The organism is Bacillus sp. RCC_6_1 (assembly GCF_041360755.1).
In the GTDB taxonomy this organism is placed as follows: Bacteria; Bacillota; Bacilli; order Bacillales; family Bacillaceae_G; genus Bacillus_A; species Bacillus_A cereus.
Map to the genome: position 1 here is coordinate 55,685 of NZ_JBFUPV010000007.1, position 24,056 is coordinate 79,740.

The following is a 24,056-nucleotide window of genomic DNA, read 5'->3' on the forward strand; positions in this document are numbered from 1 at the left end:
AAACAATCCACTTATACCATTTTAACAAGAAGAAATATCTCGTCCATGTTGTAGTATTGGCTTACGTTAAGCTTGTGAAAAAATCATATTCATGTATAATACAATTAATGTATGATACATGAGTTGTAGGAGGGTGACCTTTTTGAAAAGAGAAGATGCCTTAAAACTAAGAACAGATATTAAGAAAATGATTATAATAACTGGGGTTTTTGAATCTCAAAATTTGCCCAAAGGACCATTTGAAAAACCTTTACCAACTTCTCAAATGATGGCGTTAGAGGAACTAGAGGTGGAAAAATTAACTGTTTGGCAACTATCCAATAAACTTAGATTAGAGACTTCAACTGTAAGTAGATTGGTAGATAAGTTAGTAAAAAAGGGGCTTATTTATCGTGAAGTAAATGAAAAAAATAGAAGAGAACTTTTTCTGCACCTCACAGAAAAAGGTCAAATAACTGTTAATTGCTTAAGAGAGCAATCCATTACATTTTATCAAAGTATTCTCAATAATTTATCAGAATCAGAACAAAAAATAGTTGTGGATGGTTTTGAATTATTTATTGATTCTATTTCTAAGCCTTTTGATTAGAGTGAGGTAAGTCATAACATTTGGAGGATAAAATGAGTTTGCATTTTGAACGTCCTATTATTGAATTAAAAGAGAAATTTGATGAATTAAAGAAAATTATGAAAGAAAATAATGTAGATTTATCGTCAGAAATTCATGAATTAGAAAAACGTTTAAATAAAATGCAAGATAAAATTTATTCTAATATTACACCTTTTCAACGAGTTCAAATTGCAAGGCTACGTAACCGACCCACGACATTGGACTATATACCTTTATTGTTTACAAACTTTCTCGAACTTCATGGTGATCGATTATATGGTGATGATAAAGCAATGATAGGTGGTATTGCAAAATTTAAAGGAATGCCCGTTACGGTTATTGGTCATCAAAGAGGTAGAAATACAAAGGAAAGTATAGAAAGAAATTTTGGAATGGCACATCCAGAAGGTTATAGAAAAGCGCTAAGACTTATGAAACAAGCTGATAAATTTAATCGCCCTATTATTACATTTATTGATACAATAGGCGCCTATCCAGGGATAGGGTCTGAAGAACGTGGAATTTCTGAAGCGATAGCTCGAAATCTATTTGAAATGGCTACACTTAAAGTGCCAATTGTTTGTATTGTAATTGGAGAGGCATCAAGTGGTGGAGCTCTTGGCATTAGTGTCGGTAACCATATCCATATGTTAGAGTATTCATGGTACTCGGTAATTTCGCCAGAAGGAGCAGCATCTATCCTATGGAAGGACGCTAAGTATGCTCCAGAAGCTGCTGAACATATGAAAATTTCAGCAAAAGATTTAAAACATTTAGGAATTATTGATGAAATCATTCCTGAAATTAAAGGTGGAGCACAAAATGATATAAAATTACAGGCAAAAGTGATTGAATCTGTAATCGAATCATCTCTAAAAAAATTGATACTATTATCCTCGAAAGAGCTTATACAACAGCGGTATGAAAAGTATAGACAAATAGAGAATTATAAATGAAAATATTTAAAGTCCGTATTACATTTCGGAGGATTATCGCAAAAAAATTCTAAATGTTCTGTAATTAACCTCTTAAACTGGGATATGCTGATACTATTACTCTACAAAAGGTGTGTGATCGGTATGGAAAAGGAAAATTTGTTCAAATGGAAGCATTATCACATACCCATCAACTTAAGAAATTGATTTTTTCCCAAAACGAAAAAATGAGCTGAATTCTCATAAATAACTGTAAAAAGGTGAAAATTTCGTTATGGGGGGTATCTCAAAAGCTTAGGTTGCTGGTAATGGAGTATCGCCAGCATTTCGGCCCCCGCATGCTAAGAACATGCAAGATTTTATACAACTTTTCGGATAATCCAGTAACAAACAAGAACCCTAAAACCGCGATAGGATAGGAATGTATAAAAAAATGCATAGATCCATAAAACAAAAAAAGAATGTTCTCTTGTGAGAGTAGGGTTACCTCTCTTTTCTTTGCTACCGATAATAGGACGTTATGTTAACTACATATGTATACGATATTCATCCGAAAATAAGATAGTTCAATAAGAAAAGGACTTTATGAATTAAAAAAGGAATAATGCTATATAAGGTGATTTGGATTTATTTCCGTATGAACTAGTTAGAAAAAGGGGGCTATTATATGACAACAGTTTATGTGAATTGGGGAGAAGAAAAAGTAAAATTAACCTGGAAACAGGATAATCAACTACCGCCACAAGACCTAATAACAAGTGTTCATGGACTTTGCTTTTATAATAACAAAATATTATTAGTCGATTTAAATCATAGAGGATGGGATTTTCCTGGTGGTCACATTGAATTAAATGAAACTCCTGAGGAGTGCTTTAAACGTGAAGCAATGGAAGAGGGTTATGTTGAAGGTAAATGTAATCTTCTTGGATACATAATAGTTGATCACAACGAAAATCCAAAATGGGATGAAAAAAGTAAATATCCTAAAATTGGTTATCAAGTGTTCTACCGAATGGATATTAAAGAATTCCGTGCTTTTGAAGGTAAGCATGAATCAGCCCATAGGAAATTAATTAATCCAAATGAAATCACAGTTCATCATCATGAATGGCATAGCGTATATCAATCTATATTAGACTATGCTCTTTATACAGAAGTCTAAATTGAAAAATTATCTTGAACGAAAAAATGCAATACTTGAACAAAGGTATTATATTAACTTCCAATAACGAAAATTATGTAAATAAGCTGTCCATATGGGCAGCTTATTGTATTTTTTGCTTAGCGTGGGGTTTTTCTAAAATGCTGGAGGCACACTTTTTTATTAAACTTTAATTCAAATCTATAATTGTATGTATTTTGTTATTTCCTGTTGCAGAATCCTTATGATAAGGATTCTTTTTTTATATCAAAAATCACAAATAAAAAAAGATAAAATCGGCGAACACGATCTTATCTTTAGCACAAGGAGTAAACAAAAGGATAACCATCATATTTTTATTATAATTTATTTTTTGTTAATTTTGAATATTATAACCATTCTTAACAAGTATATCTATATTGAGAAATTTATTACAAAATTAGTTATAAATGATTCAAATCTCTAAAGTAAACTTTTAGCCAAAAGTTTACTTCCAAATTAGAAAAGATTAGGTCCTTAATTGGCTTTACCCCAGCCATAAACCTTCCGATCAAAACCAAAGGGTAATTCAACTATCAAACTCATATAAAATCTTAATCTTGTCTAAGCATTCATTAGGATATACAATTAATCATCTATTTTTCTTTACATAATCTCCAGATACAGTCCATATCAACTATAGATTCTTGCCTTATGCTAAATGTAATCAAAAAGCAAGTAGATAAAGATAATGACTAAAACATTAACTCTAGATACTTTTTTGATGAATATTACAAATATACAGGAGGTAATGAAGAATGATTAAAACATTATTAGCAGGAGCATTTTTAAGTACAGGATTATTAGCAAGTGGTGCAATTGGTGCAGAAGATGCGAAAACGGACAATTTAAAGTCAAATGAAAATTCAAATCAAGTAATTACACAGAGTGTAGATGGAACAACGTCTTCCTCACAAAACTTTCATTTACCTAAAGATGCAGTGCCAGCATCTAAAGGAGATGTAAAAACTGTTGAAAAATCGGAAGGTACAGGTACAGATTCTCAAGAAGGAAAAATGGTAGAAACAAAAGAAGGTACAGAATCACAACCTGGAAAACATGCAAAAACTGTTGAAAGAACAGAAGGTACAGGTACAGATTCTCAAGAAGGAAAAATGGTAGAAACAAATGGAGGTACAGAATCACAACCTGGAAAACATGCAAAAACTGTTGAAAAATCAGAAGGTACAGGTACGGATTCTCAAGAAGGAAAAATGGTACCAACAAATGAAGAAATTTAAATAATATATAGTTATAACGAAGAGCATCCAAAAAGGGGTGCTCTTTTTATATTATAGGGATTAACTAGTTTTACTCAACATAGAGCTGTAGGAGGAATTGAGGATTAGAACATAGGGTACTGTTTCTTCAAATTATGGTGTTTAGAGCAATAGTTTTGGTAGTAACGTTACAATACAAACATTTTGTTAGAGATTTTTTAAATCTACATAGACTCTAGATAGACTACATATAAACTTCAGATACTTGTTTTATGATACAAGTAATTAAACAAAAGGAGGGGGTTACAACAGTATTAACAGGGCAATCTTTTAAGTACAGGAGATTATTAGTAGATGGAGAAAATGTTGAAGATGTACAGACAGATAAAACATATTTCATATAAATAAAATGAATTGCAACAAGCTAAAAGTACGGTTTTAAGAAGTTTGAGTTATAAGAAGAAAATAGATAAGTATAGTGAAAATAGATAAATTGACAAGAGAAAAGCACTTTGTGTATATCACAGGTGCTGTTTATTTTTATTTTAATCTAGGACTTGAATTAAACTTTTATACTAAAATATATATAGGAAAAGGTGGAAGTTCATTGTACAAAATTATGTATGGAATATTAATTTTAATTTATACTTTGTATTCATTTTTTGTAAGTGATGGAAGTGAAATAAGGGTTATAATCGTGTTAACTATAGTACTTATCTTTTCTGTGGTTTTAGAAAAAAGGATTGATTAAAGGTCGTTTTTTTAACACTTTTTAAAGATATCTAATGTAAATTATTATTCATTAGTTTACTTTCATTTCCCCTTAAACATTGAATTTACTATATATACATTCAAATCATTGTAAATAGAGGGATTGAAAAGTAGATGAATAAAAAAACAATATATATATAAGTTTTACAGTAAGAATACACCATTCTTCTCTATTTAACTATACTTATATTTTTATAAATTATTACGATATAAATATAGATTTAAAACGTTTTGTTCAAAATGATAAATTAGGATTTTCAGGGGTTAAGACCGTTATTTATTCTCCTATTTTAAATTAGCAAAATTTTCAAATGTTAAAAGTGCATACGTTAAGATTTTGTATATAATATAATCAACCCGTAGTTATAGTGTTTGCTCCGATTCAAATTATGAGATAGTTTATTTTAACTTTTTTACATTATCTAAAAAAGAACTTGTAGGAATTCCTACAAGTTCTTTTTGTTCTTCGGATTGACGAATAGTAAGTGTTATGGGAGATACCGCTAACATTTTAAGAGTTGTCATATATTCTTATGATAAAATGTTGTAGAAAGCTTAAGAATTCTTAAGAACTTTTACCCCTTTTTCTTAAGTTTTGGACTCTAGAGTATGATAATGAGTTCAAACCTGCAGGATGACTAGGTATGAAAACAATTCGCTTTCTTATTTCTGTATATAATGTACTAAAAATCAGTTGATGCAGATATTCCAAGTTCAAGGTTTCATGGAGACAAAAAAATTGAAGGAATTGATTTGAAGAAAGTAAATTATATTGTCAAATATGGACTGAGTACAGGTGTATTCACAGAAAAATTAATTAAAAGAAGAAATCTCAAGACAATTATTTTATTAGTAGAAAATAATAAGAAATTTTTAATTTTACTAAAAGCAAAATTAAAAGAAAAAGGGAACTTATTAATTGTATATGGATCAGTAGCAAATATTGAACAATATATTAGGGAGAACGATATTACGTATATACAGTATGTTATTTCTTGTCTTTCATTTGCAAGCTTAAGAAAAAAAGAAGATACAAATGTCTCACCTGCTTATGTCTTTAGCTGTTTTATACGAGAAAAAATATGGAGGAATCATATGGAATCAAAAATTCTTATTGTCGATGATGATAAAGAAATTAGAAATCTTATCTCTGCTTATTTGGAAAATGAAGGCCTGAAAACTCAAAAGGCAGAAGATGCTATGGAAGCTTTACAACTGTTAGAAGAAAAGGAGTTTGATTTGATTATTTTAGATATTATGATGCCTAATATGGATGGTATTGAAGCGTGTATGAAGATTAGGGAAGACCGCAATATACCTATCATCATGCTATCTGCAAAATCTGAGGATATAGACAAAATTCAGGGGCTAGCCTCTGGTGCAGACGATTATTTATCAAAACCGTTTAACCCATTGGAATTAATCGCTAGGGTAAAATCCCAATTAAGAAGGTTTAAAAAATACAATTCATCAATAGGACATAATAAAAGCATTCTAGAAATTGGTGACTTAACCGTGAATACAGATACACGTCAAGTATGGGTAAGAGGAAAAGAAACAAGATTAACTCCAAAAGAGTTTGCTATTTTAGAACTACTTGCCCGCAACAAAGGGATTGTCATGAGTGTAGCAAAAATATATGAAGCAGTTTGGGAAGAGGTTTTTTATAAATCAGACAATACTGTCATGGTGCATATTACAAAAATAAGAGACAAAATAGAAGAGGATTCTAAACATCCCATTTATATTAAAACTGTGTGGGGAATTGGATATAAAATATGAAGAATGTTAGTTTTAGAAATAAGATCATTATAAAACTTCTTGGTGCTGTTGCAGTTAGTTTTTTTATTTCAATTGGTTTAACAATTCTCATTTTGGCATACGTTATAGATCCGTTATTTGTAAAATACGAAGAGTTTAGTATGTTTGAATTCAAATTGGCACTGTTGTTTTTATTCGCGTTCGCAATCTTTACCTTTATCATACTTTTTTTGATATTGGTTCGAAAGAAAATAGTATATTTGAAGTTCATTTCAGATAATGTAAATGATATTGCCAATGGAAAACTAGGTCTGACAATAGGGATCAAGGGGAATGACGAATTGACCCAACTTGCCCAAAATATCAACTATATGTCCAAGGAATTGGAGCATACATTTGAACAGGAAAGACGATTAGAACGTACAAAAAATGAACTCATAACGAACGTATCTCATGACTTACGCACACCGTTGACATCTATTATTGGCTATATAGATTTATTAAAAAGAGGGCAATACAACAGTGAAACACAATTACAGGAATACCTTGAAACCACGTACTTAAAATCAAAGAGATTGAAATATTTAATTGATGAACTGTTTGAATATACTCGTTTATCAGGCATCGATGCTAAGTTAAACTTTAATGAAGTTGATTTATCAGGTTTGTTGGAGCAAATAGTTGGAGAATACATTCCTATATTTGAAAAGGAAAGTTTAATTGTTCAAAAATCAATAACGGAAGAAACAATACCTATTTTCATGGATGTAGAAAAAATGGTACGTGTATATGAAAATCTGTTTATGAATGCGATAAAGTTCAGCATGAAACCTTCCGAATTATCCGTATGTCTTGAATTAATAGGTAACAAAGCAATTTTGAAAGTATCAAATAAAGTCGAGAAGCCGCCTGTTAGCGACCCTAATAAATTATTTGAAAGATTTTTCAGGGGTGATAAGGCAAGAAAAAATGATCAAGGAAATGGGCTGGGACTTGCTATCTCAAAAAGAATTGTTGAACTTCATCATGGTAATATACATGCAGAATATAAAGAAGGTTGGATATCCTTTATTGTTGAACATCCAATCAAATAGATTGGCTTATGGAATTACAGGTTCCATAAGCTTTTTTTTAAAACTTAAGAATTCTTAAGGATTTTAAGGGGTGTTTCCTAATTTTCATAGTTTATCATGGATGTATTCAAAGTGATGGGGTGAGCAAAGAAGATAAAAGGAAAGATTTCATTGTAGCTTTAGGGTGAATGCAACGTGTCTATTTTGTTAGTAGTAAACAAACATAGTAGCTTATTGTAATGAAATAAAAAAGTAGGAGGATATAAATGATAAAACCAGTTGTAGATGTAAAAAACATTCAAAAATTGTACGGTAAAAAAGGTGAGAATCAATCACATGCATTAAAAGGTGTATCATTCTCAATTCAAGAGGGGGAATTTGTTGGTATTATGGGACCTTCTGGTTCTGGTAAAACAACATTATTAAATGTAATTTCAACGTTAGATAAAGCGACAGGCGGCGTTGTTGAAATTGCAGGAACAGATATTACGAAAATGAAGCAAGGTGAACTTTCTGATTTTCGTTCACAAAAGTTAGGGTTCATTTTCCAAGACTTTAACTTATTAGAAAATTTATCTATCTATGAAAATATCGCACTCCCACTTTCACTTCAAGGTGTTTCATCTCGTAATATTAGAAAGAAAGTAGAAAAAGTAGCTGATATGTTAGGTATTACAGCTATACTTCAAAAATATCCATCTGAAGTATCTGGTGGACAAAAGCAACGTTCCGCAGCAGCACGTGCGTTAGTTCATGAACCAGCAATTATTTTGGGAGACGAGCCGACTGGAGCTCTAGATTCTAAAAATGCAACGAGTTTACTTAATGCCATGACAAGCTTAAATAAAGAGCAAGGTGTATCCATTATGATGGTTACGCATGATCCTTATAGCGCAAGTTACTGTCAGCGTATTTTATTCATTCAAGATGGTGAGTTATATAAAGAAATTCATCGCGGTGGTACCCGTGAAGAATTCTATAAAGAAATTTTAGACGTGCTTGCAAACTTAGGCACACAAAAAGCGTAAGGAAGGAAGTTCAATCATGTTATTTAAGCTTTCTATGTCAGGCCTAAAAAGTAAGTTGCAAGATTACATTGTTTTACTTGTTGGTCTTATTGTCTCTATTTCAACTTTTTATATGTTTCAAACGCTAGCATCCAATAAAACGTTCCTTGAATCTAACTCTTCTATTAGGGATATTGTGGCTGTCTTTAAAATTGGTTCCTTTTTGTTAGCGGTTATCACATTTTTTTTTATTTTATATGCAAACTCTTTCTTATCAGCTCTTCGTCAAAAAGAATTTGGTATGTATATGATGTTAGGAGCAAAAAAGCATAAAGTTACATTACTTATGTTTATCGAAACAATCGTATTAGGCGCTGCGTCTCTTGCGATTGGTATTACAGTTGGTGTAGGACTTGCAGAAGGGATCGGTCAGTTATTAATGAAACAACTCGAGTTTGCTGGTGAAGGTTATAAAGCATTTTATCTGCCATCAATAGCTATTACTTGCGTCTTCTTCTTTGCACTATTTGTATTATCTGCAATTATGAATAGTATTAAATTATCGCGTATTTCTGTACTGCAACTTGTACATGCAGATGCACAAACAGAACGTGTTGCCATAAAAGGAAAAATGACAGTTGTAATTGCATTCCTTGGTATTCTTTTATTAGGTATTGGTTATGCATCACTGATCTATATGTCATATGCAAATTCGCTAATTGCTTTGGGATTAATGGCCGTTGGATTAATCTCAGCAACCGCTGGTACTTACCTTATATTTGGATCCCTTCTCCCAGTTATGATTAACAAGCTAAAGAGTAATAAAAAACGTAGTGAAAAAGGCCTCAATGCTTTTACTTTTGCACAATTAAATTTCCGCATTAATAGTCTAACAAATGTGCTTGCAACAGTAGCAATTTTAGTGGCTCTTGGTGCTGGTGGAATTGCTTGTGGTATGGCATTTAAAAACAACATTATAAACATGACAGATCAAATGCGAATTTACGATTCAGTCATTCATAATCCAACTGTGGAAGAAAAGACAATTTTGGGTGGTATCTTATTTCAAGAAAAATTTGAATACCATTACAAAGTTGATGATAGGTATGTTTATTATCTTAAAGAAGATGTAGAAAAAAATCGCCCTTTCTTGCAAGGTATGAAAATAGAGAAAGTTTCAGAGGAAATACCAATTGGTGCATTTTCAATAAAATGGGTTAAAGGAGAAATCGACACAAAACAATGGATTCAGGCTTTCAGAACGATCCAGCCAAATTATATGTATCCTCATTATGAAATCAAAATTGTAGAACAAAACATATACGATGGGTTGAAGGGTAAAGAAAGTACTGTGTTTATAGGGAAAACAGATGATTTTGGATCATACATAAAAGAATGGAAAAAACTTGATGAATTACAGATAGCAAAATATAAAAATGTGAAAGTGGAAGAATTGGATAGTAAGTATCAAAAATATATTATGAGTCATGATTTTTCCAGCGGACTAATGTTTATGGGCTTTTTCGTTGGAGTTGCATTTTTAGCAATGATGGCAAGTTGCTTAATGTTTAAAGTTCTGTCGGGAGCATCAAAAGATGTAGCACGTTATCAAATGCTTCGTAAAATTGGTGTTCGCCGAGAATTATTAACAAAATCAATCTATAAAGAGTTATTCTTCATATTCTTATTCCCAGCAATTGTGGGGATTACTCACATATTAGTTGGTATGAACATGTTCAGCGTTCTTTTGGCTGATCCGTACTTTCGTATTTGGTTACCACTTGTTATTTTTGTAGTAATTTACTCGATTTATTACTTGATTACAGTTCAATTGTATAAAGGAATTGTACTTCCGAGAGAACATTAATGTAATGGTATTATTTATACGGAATATCACCATAATCTGCCCCATTTATTAAACATTCTAAATGGATTTGGAAATAATAAATGGAGTAGTACTATAACCCATAAACGGTGTTTAATGTTCCGTACGATACTTTGTTTTTAGTAATGAGTTTTAGAATTTCCGGAAAGTATTGTTGATAGTGCCATTAGAGAAGTTAAAGAAGAAACTGGTCTTGAAGTTAGCAATCCTGTTTATAAAGGACTTTATGAATATGTTAATTCAATCGTCAAAGACCAAGATATGATATTTAACTATTTTACAAAAGACTTTAAGGGGGATTTACTAAAAAATTCGCCAGAAGGAAAAGCTGTTTGGTTGAATATCAATGAAGTTTATAATCTTTCTATGCAGAAATCCATTCGTAGAATATTCCCTTTGTTCTTTAAAGAAGGAAGAAAAAATAAAGGGAATGGGATCAAGAAAAAAATCAAGAGGGACAAGTTACTATAAAGATAACATAAACAAAACAATGCTGGCCTACACATATTAGTATTATATAATATGTGTAGGCCTTTTAATTTTAAGCATCTATTAATTTAGGTCTTAATAATATACGAAAATCGCGTTTTGTTGACGGATTTCCTTATGATAAGGATTCTTTTTTTACATAAAAAATACAAAAAGATAGGATCGGCGAGCATACACTTATCTTTGGCCAAGGAGTAAACTAAAGGATAAACATCATATTTTTATTACAATACCTCTTGTTAATTTTTAACAGAAAAATCATGTGTAATATTCATATCTATATTGAGAAATTTATTAAAAATTTAGTTGTAAATGTTTTTTTAATGAAACAATCTCGCCTAAAATTAAATTTATATAATTTTAGCTTGATAGCGATGTGGTGCTGCCCCTTATAATAAGGATTCTATTTTGTATCAAAAATTAAAAATTAAAAATTAAAAAGATAAGATCCGGCAATAGGATCTTATCTTTAGCGTAAGGGAAAAACAAGTGACAGAAACCAGCTTATTTTTTATAGTATTATATTTTTTGTTAATTTTCGATATAAAAACCATATATAACATCTATATCTATATTGAGAAATTTATTGCTAATTTAGTTTTAAGTGTTTCCAAAAATGAAAGGAAACTTTTATCCAGTAGTTTACTTTCATAATATTGATTTTTATACGTGTCTGGTAATGAAGATACAATGAATTACTAATAAAAACTATAACGAAATCTAGTTCGGTATAGTAAAGTGCAAATGAAAATTCCCTCTTTGCTATCTCCCCAAAAAAGAACCACTGCTATAATCTTATAGACTATATTTTCAGAAACATTACAAGCGTGTAAGTAAAATGAAAGGAAATTCAATATGAGAAAAAAATCTTACTACTATAATGAATAACAGAAACACTCATGAAAAAATGTGTTGCGAATCTAGTTGATTTTTATGTCTTTCCATTAAGGTTTTGTCGCAGGAGCAGTACTGCATTAAAATTCAATTGAAAAATTTGATGAAGTTATCACCTTTAGAAAAGATGATTCCGTTAAGTATACATCAATTAGAGAGAACCACATGGATACGGTATAATTCTGGATTAATAATTACTAGAGGTAACGATACTTCGTTATTTTTATCTAGAATATTATTTAAACTACCCAACACGGAACCTAATGGACTGTTGGAAATAGGCGATTCCTGAGAACACTGATGTATCCACCAGTTATCTTAGCAGGCTCTATCTATAGTCCCTGCGGTGAGAACATAAGTATTTTGTACGTTGATTTACCCCAATTTCTACTTTAGCTTGCTTGTCACAACTTTGACAAGCGTGGAGCCATAGAACGTTGAAGAATGATTTGTACCAGTATATAGTGGCGAACAGATTGACTTAGGCCAACCGACATTCATCTTCAACCTAAAATTAGTGTTGCACACCCTCACATTTTTGGGGAAAGAGTCTTCGGTCGGAAAAAAATAAAAAACACAGAGGTGTAAAATGAACATTATTTCCGAACTATTCGTTAGTTTTGCAATTCCTACGATACAACTCACATTTTTATTCCTTCTCATACTTATTTTTAGCTATTTTGTAGTATACAAAAAGGTATGTAAAGGTGAAAAAAAGTTTACCGTACAACAAATTATATTATTGATATTAATAATAGGATATTATTCTCTTGCATTATCAGCTACTTCATTTGGTCGTTCAGATGATATAGCTTATGCAAGAACCATTGATTTTGATGTACTTAGTGTTTATAAAAAAGCATGGAATACATTTTCATTTACTTCCTTTTTCCATATCATTGTGAATATAGGTATGCTTTTTCCTTTAGGAATTTTATTCCCTTTATTTAGTAAGGTTTTTCAAAAAACAAAATGGATGTTAATGATCTCAATTATAGCAAGTTTATTAATTGAAATACTTGAATTTACAATGCAACGTGGAAGTATGGAACTTGTTGATTTACTTCATAATATTTTAGGAATGATGCTAGGGTATTCTGTGTTAAACATAGTTCTTATATTATTGAAGAAAAAAGAAACGCATGCACAGATGATGAAATATCTATTCCTTCCCATTACAGTAATTCTCATTGCATTTGGAATAATTATTTCGTACCATATGAAGGAATTTGGAAATATGCCTATTGATCCCAATACAAAAATAGATATGTCTCACGTTACGATAAAAACATCAATAGAGTTAAAAGAAGAAGGGGAAAAAAAACCTGTTTACAAAGATTCCGTTACTAAAAAATCACCTGTTCGAGATGTTGAAATTCTTTCTCCAAAGGAAGCATTTCAAAAACTGAAACAAGGAGAATTTGAACCTATAGGATCTTTCAATGCAGGTGATACATTATTAATTACAAAATATAATATAGATTACTACACTGATACAAAAGGTTTCTCTCAACCTATATATGTCTTTGAGGTACATGTAAATGATAATGAAGAAGATATTTGGTCTCAACCTATTTCCGCAAGGAAATAGGTTGAGGAAATATTATGAAGCTACTAGTACTGGTTGTAACCCATGATACATGGGAAAGGCGGAGTCTGTTTTGGAAGACTTCGCCTTTGTTTGTATAGTGCATGCAAGGGTACGGAAACGATTTAAAGAGAAGGGGACATCATCTATCAACTCTCATTTTTAGTTTGTAAATTTGGGGGGATTTATCCTATAAATATAGTAAAAGTAAAAGATCTTAGTAAAGAATATACAGGTAAAGCTTCGCATATAGCACTTTTAAATGTAAATTTAACAATCATAGAAGAGAATTTGTTGGGATTATGGACCTTTCTTGTAGTGGAAGAACAACGTTATTGAATATGATTTCTACTATTGATTTGCCAACATCAGGGAGTATATTAATAGTAAAAATCCGTATTAACTTTCTACCAATAATTTAGCATTATTTCGCAGACACGGGTACGGCCGAGATATATGTAATTTTGAATATAATTCATTCATTCTTTTCTAAACGTACTTGTGATTACGGATTTCTTTACCACTTTTCAACTGATTATCATACAGTTGGAACAAAGTGTTTTCAGTAGCTAATAGATGGATGATTAGGGTGTACCCATAATAGACGAAACTGCATTTATAAGCCAATCTCATGCATACATTAACAGTAAAAGGGAAGATGGTTCTTCCGCTCGTATTAGATGACCTGAATGTGAAAAGAATAAATAAACGAGGATATGAAATATCAGGAGGACAAGCACAGCGAACAGCGATTGTCTGTGCACCCATTCATTCTCCTAAATTAATTCTTACCGATGAGCTAACAGGGAATTTGGATACTAAACTCTCTCAAGATGTAATGGAGATATGAACACAATTAAATATAGAAAAAAAGGAAACAATGATGGACAGTTATATAATGAAATTTACCACAATGAAAATTGTCCATTACTTTATAAAAATATTATGGACAGTCTTTCTATGTTAGGAGGGAATAAAAATGACTTTTCGACAGCTAGCATTGAATAATGTTATACGGAATAAACGAATATATCTTGGGTATTTTTTTAGTAGCATATTTGCGGTAATGATTTTCTTTACTTATGGTCTACTTTTCTTTCATCCAAATCTAAAAGGTGAACTGACTCATGTAAGTACTATAATGAGCACATTTGGGAAAATAGGATTTCAACTATCGTATTCCTTAATTTTTGTTTTCTCTTTCTTATTTATTTTCTATTCTGCTAGCGCATTTTTAAAAAATAGAACAAAAGAGTTTGGATTATTAATGTTACATGGAATGTCTCATAAACAGTTTCATCGATTAATTTTTTTCGAAAACATGTTGATTGGAATCCCTTCTATACTAGTGGGTATTGGACTTGGAATGATTTTTTCTAAATTATTTTTACTAGTTAGTGGGTCTTTATTGGCAGTAGAGCATAGGTTACCATTTTATTTTCCATTAAAGGCTATTGGAGTAACAGCTCTGTCCTTTTTTATCTTATTTCTACTTATTTCTTTATTTACATCAAAAATGCTGAAAATGAATGAGCTTGTAGAACTCATAAAATCAGAAGAAAAGCCAAAACCTGAACCTGAAGCGTCTGCTTGGCTATCTTTGTTGGCTATAATCTTAATTGGAGCAGGCTACACTTCTGTCCACCACAGTATCGATGCAATCGCAATTAATTATATGAGTGGGAATGAAGTATTACTGATCGTTGGATTAGGGGTCACGCTTATTATATTTGGAACTTATATTTTCTTTCATCAATTTTGTATATATGTGATATGCAATTTAAAAAATAGAGAAACTACATTCTTTAAAAGAACCAACCTCCTTGTTATTTCAGAATTAGCATTCCGAATGAAAGATAATGCGAGAACGTTCTTTATGGTTACAATTATATCTGCGGTATCTTTTACAGCAATTGGAGCTTGTACAGCTATCGGAAATCCTGAATTAGCAAAAAATGAGACCCCATTTGCATTTACCTATAGATCAGATTGGGGAAATCCACTAGAAAAATCTCATATTGAAGAGATAAAAAAACAATTAAAAGAATCTGGATTTTCTTATAAACTTGCAACAGCAAAATTTAAAATAACACAGAATGACATTAGATTAATTAATCTTTCTACGTATAATGAATATGCTAAAACACTAGGATATGAAATAGAAAAATTAACAAATGAAAATGAAAGTATCGTTATACTACCAATGAAAAAACACAAAAGTGTAGAGGACCTAAAACCTTTTGTGTTAAGACATGGTGAACTAGAAGTACCAGTTACTGTTCAAAAAACATTAACTGTCCCAGAGTTAAAAGAGATGCTTGCTAAAACTGTTATTATCTCTGATGCTGTTTACAATGAAGTCCTAAATATTAAAACTGTAGATGTTGGTATCTTGCAAAATTACACTATATACGGTTTTATTATAAAAAATTGGCCTGAAACAACTGCAGTCTCAAAAAATCTTATGAAATCAGTTGGTACGAAATTAGGCGATTCTTATACTTTTTCATCTTTGAGTTTGAAATGGCTTGAACTAAAACAACAAAATGGATTACTTTCTATTACAAGTATATTGGTGGGAGTTGTATTCTTTGCATTTGCAATAAGTTTTTTATATTTCCGTCTATTTACTGATTTAAAACGTGATCAAGAGCAGTATCAAATGATTTCAAAATTAGGTTTAAGTCAAAAAGAGTTAAAGAAAATTATAACAACACAAATGATGATATTATTTTTCTTACCCATTGTAGTAGCTATGATTCACAGCAGTTTTGCATTTCTAACTTTGCAGCAATTAGGACAAACCATAAGTAGGGAAATGTCCGTTATTCAAAGCTCAATTGTTGTATTAGTAAGTTTTTTTTGTATTCAATTTATTTACTTCCTTATCATTAGAAATTACTATATAAAACGCATATGTACAAAAATATATTCATAAAAAAGAGAAACAAAAAATTGAAGGTGCAGGCTCAATCACTATATATGATTGAGTCTGTATCTTCAATATGTTAAAAAATATACTAAGATAAATCTATGTTGACTCATCTTTTATACATTATCTGAAAAAGAACTTGTAGGGATTCCCACAAGTCCTTTTTGTTTTTCATTTTAAATACTTAAAAGGTATAAGCTCAGTTTTACTTTTTACCAGTAATATGCTATTAAATTTATCTTTCTTGTCCATCTGTTTGATTGGCTTAGAACTCCATGTTTAGCGCAATACTATCCCCTTGGAACACGTTCTGATCTGTGCCGTTGTCTTCAAATACAAACTTTATCCAAAACCAATCCATTTTCCCAGGTTTTAATCCCCCTGTTTCAGTCCACTTAGAATGAAATACTTTTTTGGAGGCAATCTGTGGGCTTTGTGATTTTAGTTCTGCAAGATTTGTCTCGTATACAGGGCTTTTCGCAGAATCCCAATCCAAAAGAAATTGTACTTTAATATGTTTACCATAATCTTCTGTAGTGTTATTTTATTTTAAATCGTTTACAGTATAGTCTATTTTCATCATGATATCTTTAATATCTAATGTACCACTATTTTTTAAATTGAATTTCTTTAATATTTTGTCCCCAGTACTGTAAAGTTTTAAACACGTAGGAAATAAATCCAAATTTACTGATAACAAGGATCAAAAAAGGAGGAATTCTTTTTTGAGAACGATAGAGCATTTCAGATACTGTGACACATGTATATCCATTGTTGTTTAAATACTTCATGATGCTTTCTGATGCTTCAATTGTTTGAGATGTCTGGGAAAATTCGCTACCATTCCAATCATGAAGTAGAATGATATTTCCAGGTTTAACACCTTTTGTTATATGCCTCGAAATCTTGCTAGCTGTTGGACTTCTCCAATCTTGGAGATCTCGATGCCACGACCATAAGATTACAAGTTTGCCATTTTATATAAAATTATACCTTGAGTTGATGGATGTTTGGTGCTCCCCCTATATGAAGCTATACAAAAAGACAGTCTTTGATATATTAGGTGTCGTTTACCATTGTACTGTATCCAATCTAAATCAGAAAACTGCCGAAATGACTATGAATTCATGTCTTTTAAATAGAGCTGTTGTTACGCTGTAACCACTTTGTTTATTTCCGCAAATTACATAAGTTTTATCGTTTTTGCACCAGAATCGATAGCCCTACATTTATCTGCCTCCTTGGTAAGGCATCGAATAATTCTTACTTATACCATCGCGATTTCTGATAACTTACATGTAGAGAGGTATCACTCAATATAACAAAAATGTAATGTTAATGAAATGTAATTCCACCGATACTATTAATGAAATTATATAAAATGAAGGGGAGTTAAAGAATTTTTATAATGAAAAAGGAGAAGTATTAATGCGAAATATATTAAGTGTAGAAAAAATTGAAAAATATTATGGTAATAAAGATAATGTAACAAAGGCTATAGATAATATTAGTTTTAAGGTAGATGAGGGAGAATTTGTTGGGATAATGGGGCCTTCAGGAAGTGGCAAAACTACATTACTTAACTGTATATCAACGATTGATAATGTTACTACGGGGAAAATAATGATAAATAATAGTGACATTACTCGGTTAAAATCAAAGTCACTAGATAAGTTTAGACAAAATGAATTAGGGTTTGTATTTCAGGACTTTAATTTATTAGATACCCTTACCGCTTATGAAAATATTGCCCTAGCGTTAACTATAAAAGGTGAGGCAAGTTCAAAAATTGATGGAAAAATACAATCGGTTGCAAAATATTTAGACATTGAACAAGTATTAAGCAAATACCCTTATCAAATATCAGGCGGACAAAAACAAAGGGTTGCTTCGGCAAGGGCTATCGTAACAGATCCATCTTTAGTACTTGCAGATGAACCAACAGGATCATTAGATTCCAAATCAGCTAGATTATTACTCGAAAGATTTGAAAGTCTTAATAAAGATTTAAAAGCTACAATACTTATGGTTACTCATGATGCATTTACAGCAAGCTATGCTCGTAGAATTCTATTTATTAATGATGGCAAAATATTTATCGAGTTGGTAAGAGGAAATGATTCCAGAAAAGAATTCTTTACTAAAATTATCGAAGTTATAACCCTTCTTGGAGGTGACGATAATAATGTACTCTAAGATTGCTATTGGGAATATAAAGAAAAGTTTTAAAGATTATACAATATATTTCTTAACACTAACACTGGCTGTTTGTATATTTTATAGCTTTAACTCCATTGAATCACAAAAGGCACTTGTGGAAATTAACACTGCAGATAGAAAGTATGTGCCTACAGTAATGAACGCTATCTCAGATGTGTCAGTATTTGTATCCGTAATATTAGGTGGTTTAATATTGTATGCAAATAATTTTTTAATTAAAAAACGTAAAAAAGAATTAGGAATATACATGACTTTAGGTATGGGAAGAAGAAACATATCCAGAATTTTAGTAACAGAGACGTTTCTAATTGGTGTTATATCTTTAGTGAGTGGACTTATGATAGGTATTGGAGTATCGCAGGGGTTATCTACATTTGCATTAAAGTTATTTGAATTACCCATCAATAAATATAAATTTATAATTTCAACAAGTGCTATAGGTAAAAGCGTATTATACTTTGGAATCATGTTTTTTCTTGTTATGTTATTTAATGTATATGTTGTTTCTAAATACAAAATAATTGATTTGTTAACAGCAGGTAGAAAAAATGAAGATGTAAAATTTAGAAATCCTCTTATCTATGTAATCACATTTATTATGTGTGTAGCATCACTTGGATATGCATATGTGACTGTACTAAGAATTGGATTGAATTATCAAAATCCTATGCTCGTGGTATCAATCCTTCTTGGCATATTAGGTACATTTCTGTTTTTCTTTAGTTTATCTGGATTTATATTATATGTTGTAAAGAAGAATAAAAAAGTCTATTTTAAGGGTTTAAATATATTTATCATCAAACAAATAAATAGTAAGGTTAATACAAATTTTATATCCATGTCTGTAATCTGTTTAATGTTATTCCTTACAATGGTGACTTTATCTACAGGAATCAGCTTTAACAGAATGATGGGCGCAACAATAAAAGAAACAACACCATTTGATGCCAGTATTGTGTTGGTGAATAAGGATGAAAGTTACGCTATAGAAGACGTATTAAATAAATCAAATTTTAAACTAAGTAATAACGAAAAATATGTATCTTATAATGTATATTCAACAGAGATGAAAGTGGGGGACTTAATACCAGAAGCATTTAAAGATTATAGGGATAGCGGTGCGAATATCATTAAATTATCTGATTATAATAAAATTTTAAATCTCAAAGGTGAAAAGAAAATTACTTTAAATAACAATGAAGTTGTACTTTTATCAAATATTAACCGGTTGGTTAATCCGATAAATAAAAGATTAAAAAATAGTAATAAGGTGAATATTAAAGAAAAAGAATATCTGGTAAAAAACGCTAAAGTTATACAAGAGAATCTTTACACTTCTGATGCGCAACTTAATTTCTTCGCAATCGTTATAAATGATGAGTTTGTATCAGACCACAAAATTAGTACATCCGTACTTAATGTAAATTATGTAGATGGAAATAGAGAAGAATATAATAAAAAATATGATAACGTTGCAAAGGGCTTTTATGACGAAAATGGCCCGAAATTAAATATTGTATATATATCAGGCAAATCAAAGGATGAAGTTCGTGCAGAAAGTAAGGGATTGAAAACGATCATAATGTTTATTGGGATATATATAGGAATTGTATTTCTAATAACGAGTATGGCTGTATTAGCTCTTCAACAATTATCAGAAGCCAGTGATAGCATAGATCGATATAAATCTTTGAAGAGAATTGGTTCAAACGGAACCATGATTGACAAAACGATTTTTATTCAAACTTTCGTATACTTTAGTCTACCAGTTATTCTTGCCCTAATTCATTCTATAGTTGGAATTTATGTAATCAATAATTTTATTAACACAATTCAACCAACAGACATTACATTACCAGCATTGATGACTGGCTTAGTAGTTCTTGTAGTTTATGTAGGATACTTCTACACGACATATGTCGGGTATAAAAATATTGTAAAAAGTAATACTTGATTTTATAATGCTTATTAGGGCTATTACACCTTGTTTTTTAAGATGTAATAGCCTTATATTCTGTAGGGAGGGAAAAGTCATGAAAAAAATCATTCTGATTGAAGATGACGAAATCATCAGAGAAGAATTACAACATTTTTTTATAAAGTATGGATATGAAGTAAAGGCTCCCACAGATTTTAATCATATTATCAAATATATAGAAAATGAGAATGCAGACCTTATATTACTAGACATAAATCTTCCTGTTTTTGATGGCTATTATATATGCAGAGAAATACGTAAAACTTCAGATGTTCCAATCTTCATGGTTACAAGTAGAGATAGTGATGTAGATGAACTAATAAGCATGAATTTAGGAGCAGATGATTTTATAACAAAGCCTTATAATACAGAAATACTATTAGCAAGAGTAACAAACATTTTAAGAAGAACATCTGGAGATTTCAAGATGAATCATATCTTAATGTATAGGGATTTTACTTTAAATCTTTCAAATGCAACAGTTACTTATCAAGACAAGTCTGTAGAATTAACTAAAAATGAAGTTAAAATACTCTCATGCTTAATAAATAATCGTGGGAATATTGTAAAAAGAGATTCACTCATAGAAACTTTATGGAAATCTGATTATTTTGTGGATGATAGCACCTTAACTGTTAATATAAATAGATTAAGAAAAAAGCTTGAAGAGATAGGTATAGAAAATCCGATTGCAACAAGAAGAAGCTTAGGGTATATAATGCCATGAATATAGGTGAATTTATTAAAGATAAAATAGTAGTAATACTATCTAATGTACTGGTATATATCATACTAGCAGGTATATTGCTGATTGCGCATGTTCCGTTCATTATCATATTCTTTGTCTTTTGTATTTGGTTTTTTCCATTGATTTCATATATGGCTATAGAATTTATAAGATGTAAAAATTATTATAATGAGATTAATGGCATATTAGAAAACTTGGAGAAAAAATACTTGCTTCCAGAGGTAGTAAAGGAAGCAAACTTTATACATGGAGAAAAGCTTAACGCTATACTGAAAGAAGTAAGTAGAGATATGCATGAAAATGTAAAGTATTATAGAGATATGCAGTTGGATTACAGAGACTATATAGAGACATGGGTGCATGAAATTAAGACACCAATAGCTTCTACGAAGCTTATAATTGAAAATAATCAAAATGAAGTAACGAATAAAATTGACTCTCAAATGGATCGAATAGAGGGGTTTGTAGAACAGGTTCTGTATTATTCTCGAAGCAATAACGTTAATAAAGACTTTATTATCAAGCCAATCAACCTTGATAATGTAGTAAGGAATGTAATTAAAAGAAACTATAGGGATTTTATTCATAAGAGAATAAAATTAGATATACAGGATATTGATGAAATCGTATATAGTGATGGGAAATGGGTTGAATTTATTATTAATCAAATAATAGGAAATGCTATTAAGTACTCAAATAACAAAGAACAAATGATACGTATATACTCAATTAAGAAAACTAACTCAGTAATACTAACTATAGAGGATAATGGAGTAGGCATAGTAACTAAAGATATAAATAGAGTATTTGAGAAAGGATTTACTGGAGAGAATGGCAGGAGATTTAGCAAAAGTACAGGAATGGGCTTGTATCTTTGCGAAAAACTATGTTCAAAATTAGGATTGAAAATTGGCATTGAATCTGAAGTGAATAAAGGAACTAGAGTTACATTAATATTTCCTTTATCAGGTATGGTAACTTTTGAGTCTTATTTATAAAAGAAATGCTGACAACTTCCCACGAATTTCATATGAAACGTATAAACAAATGTAAAACGGTATAAACAGAGTAGAAATTCTCTTCATACCGTTTGTATTATTTATCCATTGAACATATTGGTATATTTAATTGTGAATCGGATCGATGTTAATCTGGATTAGTCATTACTATTTTTGATGCCCACTAATACTTAACGTAAGATTTGGTTTGGTTGCTACACAGACCTCGTAAGCGAGAAATTGTACACTATATAAAACAGTAAAATAAATATCCGCTCCCTTAGTATACAAGGAATTGGATATTTTGTGTCTAAATTGTGTTCAAACGTACAGTTTTCTTTTTTGATATGGTGACTCCTTGGCGCGGGAGTGAGATCTATGTTTGGGAGCGCCCAAACTGGGTGGCTGATAGGGATGGGCGCTGGGTTTCTTGGTATGGCTTTGACGAGATGGATTGGGAAATAATATAACAGGTTCACTTTCTTCAATAAATAAAGCGATAGGCACATAAGAATGTACTTACATAGGATTTCAAAAAGAGACACCAAAGGGCGTCTCTGCATACTTACATTTCCACTTTAATTATTACAGTACCCTTTTAACATACCTTTAGAAAAACGATTTGGATATAAAGCAATAAGCATCCCGTAGGGGCTTCCTTTCCAATAGCGTTGTAAGGGTGTCCGTAATTTTTGTTTTATGAGCCATTGTTGATTAAATACGTTTAATAGCTGTTTTTCATCCAGTTTTTCTTTCTCTTCAATGGTCCATCTTAATGCTTCTAGTGCTTTACATTTGGACCAAAAGCCAACTGGTGTAACTTTAAATTCCCATTCTTTAAAGCGACCTGGATATAAGTCGTTTATCATTTTAAATGGACTATTTCCCCACATTAATTGACATGGAGACGCTAATCTGTGAGTCTTTAGCCATTTTATACTGTATACATCCAGTATTTGTTCGGGCGATAATTTTTCTTTTTCTTCAATAGTCCATTTCAATGCTTCTAATGCTTTTTCTTTTGTCCAGAAGTTATTGGGCGTCATGAGAAATTCCCATTCTTTAAAACGATTAGGGTACAAATCGTTAATCATTGCAAACGGACTACTATTCCAGTACATAGCCAGAGGGGCACTTAGTTTGTTTTTCTCCAACCATTTTTTGCCGTATACGCGTAGGAGCTTTTCGTTCGATAAACCTTTTTTTTCTTCAATCATCCATCTCAAAATCTTTAATGCCTTTTCTTTCGTCCAAAAATTTAAAGGAGTCATACCAAACTCCCATTCTTTAAACTCACTTGGGTATAAATCATTTATTGCTTTAAAAGGGCTATTTTCGTATCTATGTTTAAGTAATCCTCGTAATTTATACTTTACAAGTAATTGAGTGTTCCATTTTTTTCTGATATCTTCCTTATCCCATTTTAAGATATTGTGTAATAAATATGTGATTACTCTGCGGGCGAGCTTATTATCCATATCTTCTTTCCAAGTATTCGGAGGGAATCGTTTCCGTTTTCCATCCAATATTTCTTGATAAATATCTTCTATGGTAATGACTTTCATTGACAATATGTAAATCCTCCTACATTTATATTTATATTTATACAGTATTAACATTTGAATTATTATATCTATATTATATAATTTAAATGAAATCAACATTAAAAACAATATATAATTTAGTTTTTTCTAAAAAATCTAATCATTTAACGAATTAATATTTGTTTAAATTTTCTATTTTTTGTTATATACTTAATTAGAATCA

General features: G+C 30.8%; 16 protein-coding genes and 5 pseudogenes. 18 read left to right on the forward strand and 3 right to left on the reverse strand.

From position 1 onward, the window contains the following. Positions 1–142: 142 nt before the first annotated feature. The 14 genes and pseudogenes from AB6801_RS19600 (at position 143) to AB6801_RS19665 (ending at position 16,351) form a co-directional block, all read left to right on the forward strand. Positions 143–589: a MarR family winged helix-turn-helix transcriptional regulator gene (locus AB6801_RS19600; RefSeq protein WP_370941128.1), complete on the forward strand. Its 447-nt coding sequence runs from the start codon at positions 143–145 to the stop codon at positions 587–589. Between the two features lie 32 nt (positions 590–621). After that, positions 622–1,566: an acetyl-CoA carboxylase carboxyltransferase subunit alpha gene (locus AB6801_RS19605; RefSeq protein WP_000052082.1), complete on the forward strand. Its 945-nt coding sequence runs from the start codon at positions 622–624 to the stop codon at positions 1,564–1,566. A 646-nt stretch (positions 1,567–2,212) separates the two neighbouring features. Continuing rightward, positions 2,213–2,707, forward strand: a complete 495-nt coding sequence (locus AB6801_RS19610; protein ID WP_370941129.1) for an NUDIX hydrolase — start codon at positions 2,213–2,215, stop codon at positions 2,705–2,707. Positions 2,708–3,483: 776 nt separating this feature from the next. Continuing rightward, a complete protein-coding gene (locus AB6801_RS19615) occupies positions 3,484–3,966 on the forward strand; it encodes a hypothetical protein (protein WP_370941130.1) in 483 nt (160 codons plus the stop codon). Between the two features lie 251 nt (positions 3,967–4,217). Next, a pseudogene (locus AB6801_RS19620) lies at positions 4,218–4,350 on the forward strand (histidine kinase); the annotation flags it as partial. Between the two features lie 1,461 nt (positions 4,351–5,811). After that, positions 5,812–6,498, forward strand: a complete 687-nt coding sequence (locus AB6801_RS19625; protein ID WP_033667543.1) for a response regulator transcription factor — start codon at positions 5,812–5,814, stop codon at positions 6,496–6,498. After that, a complete protein-coding gene (locus AB6801_RS19630) occupies positions 6,495–7,571 on the forward strand; it encodes a sensor histidine kinase (protein WP_000800292.1) in 1,077 nt (358 codons plus the stop codon). Before AB6801_RS19625 ends, AB6801_RS19630 begins: the two co-directional genes overlap by 4 nt. Before the next feature lie 245 nt (positions 7,572–7,816). After that, positions 7,817–8,578, forward strand: a complete 762-nt coding sequence (locus tag AB6801_RS19635; protein ID WP_370941131.1) for an ABC transporter ATP-binding protein — start codon at positions 7,817–7,819, stop codon at positions 8,576–8,578. 16 nt (positions 8,579–8,594) lie between these two features. Then, positions 8,595–10,424, forward strand: a complete 1,830-nt coding sequence (locus tag AB6801_RS19640) for an FtsX-like permease family protein (RefSeq protein ID WP_370941132.1) — start codon at positions 8,595–8,597, stop codon at positions 10,422–10,424. 183 nt (positions 10,425–10,607) lie between these two features. Beyond that, on the forward strand, positions 10,608–10,913 hold the full coding sequence (locus tag AB6801_RS19645; protein WP_233276722.1) for an NUDIX domain-containing protein: 306 nt from the start codon (positions 10,608–10,610) through the stop codon (positions 10,911–10,913). Positions 10,914–12,414: 1,501 nt separating this feature from the next. Further along, positions 12,415–13,416, forward strand: a complete 1,002-nt coding sequence (locus tag AB6801_RS19650; RefSeq protein WP_130068119.1) for a VanZ family protein — start codon at positions 12,415–12,417, stop codon at positions 13,414–13,416. 189 nt (positions 13,417–13,605) lie between these two features. After that, positions 13,606–13,894 (forward strand): annotated as a pseudogene (locus AB6801_RS19655) (P-loop NTPase family protein); the annotation flags it as partial. Positions 13,895–14,038: 144 nt separating this feature from the next. Then, positions 14,039–14,421, forward strand: a pseudogene (locus tag AB6801_RS19660) (ATP-binding cassette domain-containing protein); the annotation flags it as partial. Further along, positions 14,393–16,351, forward strand: a complete 1,959-nt coding sequence (locus AB6801_RS19665) for an FtsX-like permease family protein (protein WP_370941133.1) — start codon at positions 14,393–14,395, stop codon at positions 16,349–16,351. The pseudogene AB6801_RS19660 and the gene AB6801_RS19665, both read left to right, overlap by 29 nt. Before the next feature lie 259 nt (positions 16,352–16,610). Here the strand turns inward: AB6801_RS19665 and AB6801_RS19670 are convergent. Beyond that, positions 16,611–16,994: pseudogene (locus AB6801_RS19670) on the reverse strand (TasA family protein); the annotation flags it as partial. Between the two features lie 38 nt (positions 16,995–17,032). Further along, positions 17,033–17,322 (reverse strand): annotated as a pseudogene (locus tag AB6801_RS19675) (polysaccharide deacetylase family protein); the annotation flags it as partial. 451 nt (positions 17,323–17,773) lie between these two features. Here AB6801_RS19675 and AB6801_RS19680 point away from each other — a divergent pair. From AB6801_RS19680 to AB6801_RS19695, 4 genes are all read left to right on the forward strand, one after another. Beyond that, positions 17,774–18,541, forward strand: coding sequence for an ABC transporter ATP-binding protein (locus AB6801_RS19680; RefSeq protein WP_001244403.1), 768 nt, complete (start codon positions 17,774–17,776; stop codon positions 18,539–18,541). Then, complete coding sequence (locus AB6801_RS19685) at positions 18,531–20,519, forward strand: FtsX-like permease family protein (protein ID WP_370941134.1); 1,989 nt, start codon at positions 18,531–18,533, stop codon at positions 20,517–20,519. The genes AB6801_RS19680 and AB6801_RS19685 overlap by 11 nt, the downstream gene beginning before the upstream one ends. A gap of 79 nt (positions 20,520–20,598) precedes the next feature. Further along, positions 20,599–21,270, forward strand: coding sequence for a response regulator transcription factor (locus AB6801_RS19690; RefSeq protein ID WP_087948260.1), 672 nt, complete (start codon positions 20,599–20,601; stop codon positions 21,268–21,270). Continuing rightward, the gene (locus AB6801_RS19695) at positions 21,267–22,289 is read left to right on the forward strand and encodes a sensor histidine kinase (protein ID WP_088360904.1); all 1,023 of its coding nucleotides are present in this window, start codon (positions 21,267–21,269) and stop codon (positions 22,287–22,289) included. The genes AB6801_RS19690 and AB6801_RS19695 overlap by 4 nt, the downstream gene beginning before the upstream one ends. Before the next feature lie 578 nt (positions 22,290–22,867). Here AB6801_RS19695 and AB6801_RS19700 read toward each other — a convergent pair. Next, positions 22,868–23,908 carry a DUF4046 domain-containing protein gene (locus AB6801_RS19700; protein WP_370941135.1) on the reverse strand — a complete coding sequence of 347 codons (1,041 nt, stop codon included), beginning with the start codon at positions 23,906–23,908 and terminating at the stop codon, positions 22,868–22,870. Between the last annotated feature and the right edge of the window lie 148 nt (positions 23,909–24,056).